The organism is Pseudomonas sp. (assembly GCF_040514055.1).
Taxonomy (GTDB): domain Bacteria; phylum Pseudomonadota; class Gammaproteobacteria; order Pseudomonadales; family Pseudomonadaceae; genus Aquipseudomonas.
In genome coordinates, this window is record NZ_JBEVDL010000030.1 from 87,872 (window position 1) to 93,964 (window position 6,093).

Consider the following 6,093-nt stretch of genomic DNA (forward strand, 5'->3'; position numbering starts at 1 on the left):
CCGGCAGCGCCCCGTTACCGCCGACACCCCACTTACTCACCCTCACACGAGTCGATGCCCGATGAAAACAGCCAACCGCCTCCCTTCGCCCTTCGCCTCCCGTGCGCTGCTGGCCAGCGCGCTGCTGCTGGGCGGCAACGCCGCCCAGGCGGCCCTCGACCCGAACCTGGCCATCGCCCTGGAGGGCGTCTGGCGCCAGGAAAGTCCGGCGGTGTCGATGCTCAGCGACAATTTCAACAGCACTGAAAAAGACGACACCCTGCGCTATGTGGCCGATGTGCGCGACACACCCGTCTACGTCACCCAAGGCGAGGAAACCACCTTCGTCGAGTACGGCCGTAAACGTTTCGCCGCCACCGAAAGCCCCTGGGGCAGCATCCCGCAACTGGACACCGAGTCCGCCCAGTTGCTGGAAATGAGCCTGCTGCGCAAACGCTACCTGGTCCTCTCGGGGCAAGGGAAAGGGCTGTTCAATGTCGGCGACTGGAAGCGTTTCGGCTTCCTGCACGTGCTGGATGTCAGCACCCGCAATGCCCCGACGCACTACTCCCTGGTTGCCGAAGCCGAACTGGGTGAACGGGTGCTCGGCCGCCTGCCCGGCTCCTCGGTGCTCAACTATGCCCGTCTGGTGCCCTCGCGTTGGGCCTCCCCGGTCGAGCCAAGTGCCTACGAGGTATCGCTCTATGCGCTGAAACCCAAGGGCCCGGAGCTGGTCATCGCCAATGGTAAACCGCTGGCCTACTCGCTGACCCGCAACGCGGCGACCTGGACGCTCGAGCCGATCCGCCAGACACCGGTCACCGACGCCCGCGACAAGGCCGGCCGCGCCTACAGTGCTCCGACCCTGCCAACCGCAGCGGCCGCCGCCCCAACCAGCGCTGCCGCCGAGCCGGTACAATCCGCCCAGTGAAAGGCCCCAATCGATGAGTGATATCAGCCGCACCGCCCTCTTTGGCAAGCTCAATAGCCTGCTCTACAAAGGGGTCGAAAGCGCCACCGTGTTCTGCAAGCTGCGGGGCAACCCCTACGTCGAGTTGGCGCACTGGCTACACCAGTTGTTCCAGCTCAACGACAGCGATTTGCACCGCATCATTCGCCACTACGAGCTCGACAGCTCGCGCCTGGCGGCGGACCTGACCAAGGTGCTCGACCAGTTGCCGAGCGGCGCCAGCCGCATCAGCGACCTCTCCGAGCACCTGGAGAACGCGGTGGAGCGCGGCTGGGTCTATGCCACCCTGATGTATGGCGATGCCCAGGTCCGCGGCGCCACGCTGCTGCTGGGCATACTCAAGACGCCCCACCTGTGCACCGTGCTCAAACGCATCGCGCCGCAACTGGGCCACCTCGACGCGGAGGCGTTCTCCAGCGAACTGCCGCGCATTGTCCTCGGCTCGCCCGAAGACGACCTGGGCGCCACCGACGGTTCGGCCGTACCCGGCGAAACCAGCGGCGCCCTCGCCCCCGCGGTCATGGGCAAGCAACAGGCGCTGCAGCGTTATGCGGTGGACCTCACGGAGCAGGCACGCCAGGGCAAGATCGACCCGATCACCGGGCGCGACGAGGAAATCCGCCAGATCGTCGATATCCTGATGCGCCGTCGGCAAAACAACCCGCTGCTCACCGGCGAGGCCGGGGTCGGCAAGACCGCGGTGGTCGAAGGCTTCGCCCTGCGCCTGGCCAGCGGTGACGTGCCGCCGCAATTACGCGACGTCTCCCTGCTGATGCTCGACCTCGGCTTGCTGCAGGCCGGGGCCAGCATGAAAGGCGAGTTCGAACAGCGCCTGTGCCAGGTCATCGATGAAGTCCAGGCCAGCCCCAAGCCGATCATCCTGTTTATCGACGAAGTGCACACCCTGGTGGGCGCCGGCGGCACCGCCGGCATCGGCGACGCGGCCAACCTGCTCAAACCCGCGCTGGCCCGCGGCACCCTCCGAACCATCGGTGCCACCACCTGGAGCGAGTACAAGAAATACATCGAGAAGGACCCCGCCCTGACCCGGCGCTTCCAGGCCATCCAGATCGGCGAGCCCGACGAGGACAAGGCCATCAACATGGTGCGCGGCATCGCCAGCATCCTGGAAAGCCACCACCAGGTGCAGGTCCTGGACGAAGCCATCGCCGCCGCCGTGCGCCTGTCGCACCGCTATATCCCGGCCCGGCAGTTGCCGGACAAGGCCGTCAGCCTGCTCGATACCGCCTGCGCGCGGGTCGCGATCAGCCAGCACACCTCACCACCGGAACTGGAAGATTGCCAACGGCTGATCGACAGCCTGAACGTCGAGCAGGGCATCATCGCCCGGGAGAAACTGGTCGGGGTCGACGTCGACGCGCGTGAACAGCTGTGCCTGTCGCGACTGGACCAGGAGCAAACGCGCCGGGCCGGGCTGCAGGCACGCTGGGAACAGGAGCTGCAGATCGCCACCCGCCTGCTGCAGGTCCGTGCGCAACTGCGCGCGGACGCTGAAGCGGGCGCGGACGACGCGCCCAGCGACCTGCCGCCCCCCGCCGAGCAACCCGACCGCGAGACCCTGCTGGCGGAGCATGGGCACCTGCAGCAGCAACTCCAGCAGCTGCAGGGCGAACGTCCGCTGGTGTTGCCCGCCGTCGACGAAGCCGCGGTGGCTTCGGTGGTCGCCGACTGGACGGGCATCCCGGTGGGGCGCATGGTGCGTAACGAAATCGCCGCGGTACTGGGCCTGGTCGACACCCTCGACCAGCGAGTGATTGGCCAACGCCATGCCCTCGAGCAGATTTCCCGGCGTATCCAGACTTCCCGTGCCCGGCTCGACAACCCGAACAAACCCATCGGCGTTTTTATGCTGGTCGGCCCCTCGGGGGTGGGCAAGACCGAAACCGCCCTGGCCCTGTCCGAGATCCTCTACGGCGGCGAACAGAACCTGATCACCATCAACATGAGCGAGTTCCAGGAAGCCCACAGCGTGTCCACCCTCAAGGGTGCGCCGCCGGGGTACGTGGGCTATGGAGAGGGCGGCGTGCTCACCGAGGCGGTCCGCCGCAAGCCGTATTCGGTGGTGCTGCTGGATGAGGTAGAGAAGGCCCACCCGGATGTCCACGAACTGTTCTTCCAGGTGTTCGACAAGGGCTGGATGGAAGACGGCGAAGGGCGTGCCATCGACTTTCGCAACACGGTTATCCTGCTCACGTCCAACGTCGGCACCGACCTGGTGATGAGCCTGACCCGCGACCCGGAACTCAGCCCCGAGCCCCAGGGCCTGGCCGATGCCCTGCGCGAACCGCTGCTCAAGGTCTTCCCGCCGGCGTTCCTCGGCCGCTTGATCGTCATCCCCTACTACCCGCTGAACAACGAGACCCTGGTCCGCATCGTCGACCTGCAACTGGGCCGCATCCGCGACCGCCTGCAGCAACAGCACGGCATTCGTTTCAGCCATGACCAGTCGGCCATCGACCTGGTCATCCAGCGCTGCACCGAACTGGAATCGGGCGGTCGCATGATCGACGCCATCCTGACCCATACCGTGCTGCCGGTGATCAGCCGCAAGTACCTGCTCAGCCTGACCGACGAGCCGCGCTTCACCGCCATTCACCTGGGCGGCGAACACAATGACTTCAGCTATCAGTACGAGCTGGAAGCATGACGGGCTACCGCTCTCCCGGTCCCCTGGGGTCGGCCAGCTCGCAGCGCGTGCCGGTCGATCCCGGGACCCTGGCCAGGACGGCCTCGCCCACGCCCGGGCCCTTCGCGGCTGGCGCCGTGAGCGCGCCGCCGGCCCCGCCTGCCGCGGCAGCGGTGGACAGCCAGACGCCGCGTGCCATCGATATTGAGAAGGCGGTCGTCAAGATCCTCGCGATCGCCCTCTCCGACTATTCCGGCAAATGCGCCACCCATGTGCGCCGAGCCTTGCAGGCCGGTGGTGGCGATCTGTCACAGAACCCCACCTATGCCAAGGACTACGGACCGACGCTGCTGGGATTGGGTTTCACCACGGTGCCGAACGAGGGCTATACGCCGAAAAAGGGCGACGTCGTGGTTTTCGAGGACTACAAGGGCCAAGCCTCACCCGCGGGTCATATCCAGATGTACAGTGGCTCGCATTGGGTGTCTGACATGAAGCAACCGCGCTTCCTCGCCCACCGACGCAATTATGTCGGAGTGCCTTATGTTATCTATCGCCCTTAGATACTGGCTGCTTGCCCTCTGGCTCTGTTGCGGCGCCCTGTGGGCCGACGACAGTGGCAGCTACCGTGAACCGGTGCTGGGCACGCGCCTGGACTGGGCAAAACTGCCCGTCCTGACAGGCGAGCTGTATGGCGAACCACCAGGGGTGGAACGGCGGGTCCTGGCCAGCGTGCCGATCGGCCGTCATCAACTGCTCTACACCTGGAGCCTGCTGCCCATCGTCAGCGACGCCAAGGAACCCGTGGTGGCGGGGTTTGAAACCAACGCCGGCGCGTTGGTCAAGCGCGTCGGCCAGCATAACCTGAGCCTGGGTGGCCCCGCGGAATTCTTGAGCGAAGACTATCCCGAACTCGACCCGCAGATGCTTAGGCAATTGCTGCGCAACTACGTGGCCAATCTGGTGACTTATTTCGGCTCGCCGGCGGCCTTGCGCCAGGCACTGCTGGAGGACGCTTCCTGCGCCCAGGCCGACCCGATGGCGCTGCTGGAACTGCAACACATTGGTATTGGCGACGCCTGCCAGGCGCCCTGACCGCGCTGCCCATTCGCCTCGCTCAGCGCCGACGGGCCCGCCGGATTTGAGAGCCCCAGCACAGTGCGAGAGGGTCGGGATAGGCACACTGAGGTCAGGCTCAGATTTCTATGCAGACTCACTTTCACGGACGAGAGGGCGCCCCTCATGAACCGCACGTTCAATGTCACCACGGCCCTCGGACCTGACACCCTGCGCTTCGATGCCCTCCGTGGCCGCGAGGAAGTTTCCCGGCTTTTCACCTTCACCCTGACGCTCAAGAGCGAGCAACGCGACCTCGACCCCGACTCGGTGCTCGGCACCCCGATGACCCTCGATATCGAGTTGCCCGGCGGCGCCAAGCGTTACCTCAACGGCCAGTGCACACGCTTCGCCCTGGTCGGCAAGAAGGGCCGGCATTTCCTCTATGAGGCCGAGCTCACCCCCTGGCTGTGGTACGCCACCCGCCGCTCGGATTACCAGGTGTTCCAGAACATGACCGCGCCGGACATGGTCAAGAAAGTGCTGGCGCCCTACCCCTTCGAAACCCGATTCGTGCTCAGCCGCAGTTACCGCACCTGGGACTATTGCGTCCAATACCGCGAGACCGACGCCAACTTCGTGATGCGCATGTTGGAGCACGAAGGCATCTGGTTCTGGTTCGAGCACAGCGCCGGCGAACACGCCCTGGTGATCACCGACGACATCGGCCTGACCAGTCCCTTCCCCGGTTACGAGAGCATTCCTTATTTCAGCCCCGACCAGACCTATCCCGACCAGGATCACCTGGACAGTTGGTCGACCGGCGGCAAACTCAAGCCGGGCAAATACAGCGCCCGCGACTACAACTTCAAGACGCCGACCGCCGAACTGCTGACCCAGCGCGCCAACCCCGCCGACCATGCCTTCGGCAGCTACGATATTTTCGACTACCCCGGGGGCTACCCGTCCATTGGCGAGGGCGACCCCTATGCGCGGGTACGCCTCGAGGAACTGCAGACCACCCAGCGTCGCGGCCATGCCGGAGGCCGTGCCCGCGGCCTGGCGCCCGGGAGGTTGTTCAGCCTGGAGCGTCACCCCGCCGCGGCGCAAAACCGCGAATACCTGGTGATCGCCGCCGACTACCGGTTCCGCGACAACGACTACGAGTCCAACGCCAGCGCCGACAGCCTGGAGCTGCACACGGTGATGGAAACCCACCCCAGCGACCAGCCCTTTCGCCCGCGCCGCGACACGCCCAAACCCCAGACCCAAGGCCCGGACACCGCGGTGGTCACCGGCCCGCCGGGACAGGAGATCTACACCAACGAACACGGCCAGGTGAAGATCTCCTTCCCCTGGAACCGCTACTGCAGCAAGGACCACAACAGCTCCTGCTGGGTGCGGGTCTCGCACCCCTGGGCCGGCGCCGGCTTTGGCGGCA

General features: G+C 65.8%; 5 protein-coding genes. All 5 read left to right on the top strand.

Annotated features, from left to right (window positions below):
• Window positions 1-61 precede the first annotated feature (61 nt).
• Window positions 62-910: a hypothetical protein gene (locus ABWY06_RS07880; protein ID WP_353925012.1), complete on the top strand. Its 849-nt coding sequence runs from the start codon at window positions 62-64 to the stop codon at window positions 908-910.
• A gap of 13 nt (window positions 911-923) precedes the next feature.
• A complete protein-coding gene (gene tssH, locus ABWY06_RS07885; protein WP_353925013.1) occupies window positions 924-3,617 on the top strand; it encodes a type VI secretion system ATPase TssH in 2,694 nt (897 codons plus the stop codon).
• Window positions 3,614-4,159, top strand: coding sequence for a hypothetical protein (locus tag ABWY06_RS07890; protein ID WP_353925014.1), 546 nt, complete (start codon window positions 3,614-3,616; stop codon window positions 4,157-4,159). The genes tssH and ABWY06_RS07890 overlap by 4 nt, the downstream gene beginning before the upstream one ends.
• Window positions 4,140-4,691, top strand: a complete 552-nt coding sequence (locus tag ABWY06_RS07895) for a hypothetical protein (RefSeq protein WP_353925015.1) — start codon at window positions 4,140-4,142, stop codon at window positions 4,689-4,691. Before ABWY06_RS07890 ends, ABWY06_RS07895 begins: the two co-directional genes overlap by 20 nt.
• A gap of 147 nt (window positions 4,692-4,838) precedes the next feature.
• Window positions 4,839-6,093 (top strand): type VI secretion system Vgr family protein (locus ABWY06_RS07900; protein ID WP_353925016.1); only part of this gene is annotated, 1,255 nt, incomplete at its 3' end.

What these genes read in the sequence shown, in the direction of transcription:
- ABWY06_RS07880 (WP_353925012.1), top strand. Translation starts at nt 62, where the DNA reads ATGAAAACAGCCAACCGCCTCCCTTCGCCCTTCGCCTCCCGTGCGCTG.
- ABWY06_RS07895 (WP_353925015.1), top strand. Translation starts at nt 4,140, where the DNA reads ATGTTATCTATCGCCCTTAGATACTGGCTGCTTGCCCTCTGGCTCTGT.
- ABWY06_RS07890 (WP_353925014.1), top strand. Translation starts at nt 3,614, where the DNA reads ATGACGGGCTACCGCTCTCCCGGTCCCCTGGGGTCGGCCAGCTCGCAG.
- tssH (WP_353925013.1), top strand. Translation starts at nt 924, where the DNA reads ATGAGTGATATCAGCCGCACCGCCCTCTTTGGCAAGCTCAATAGCCTG.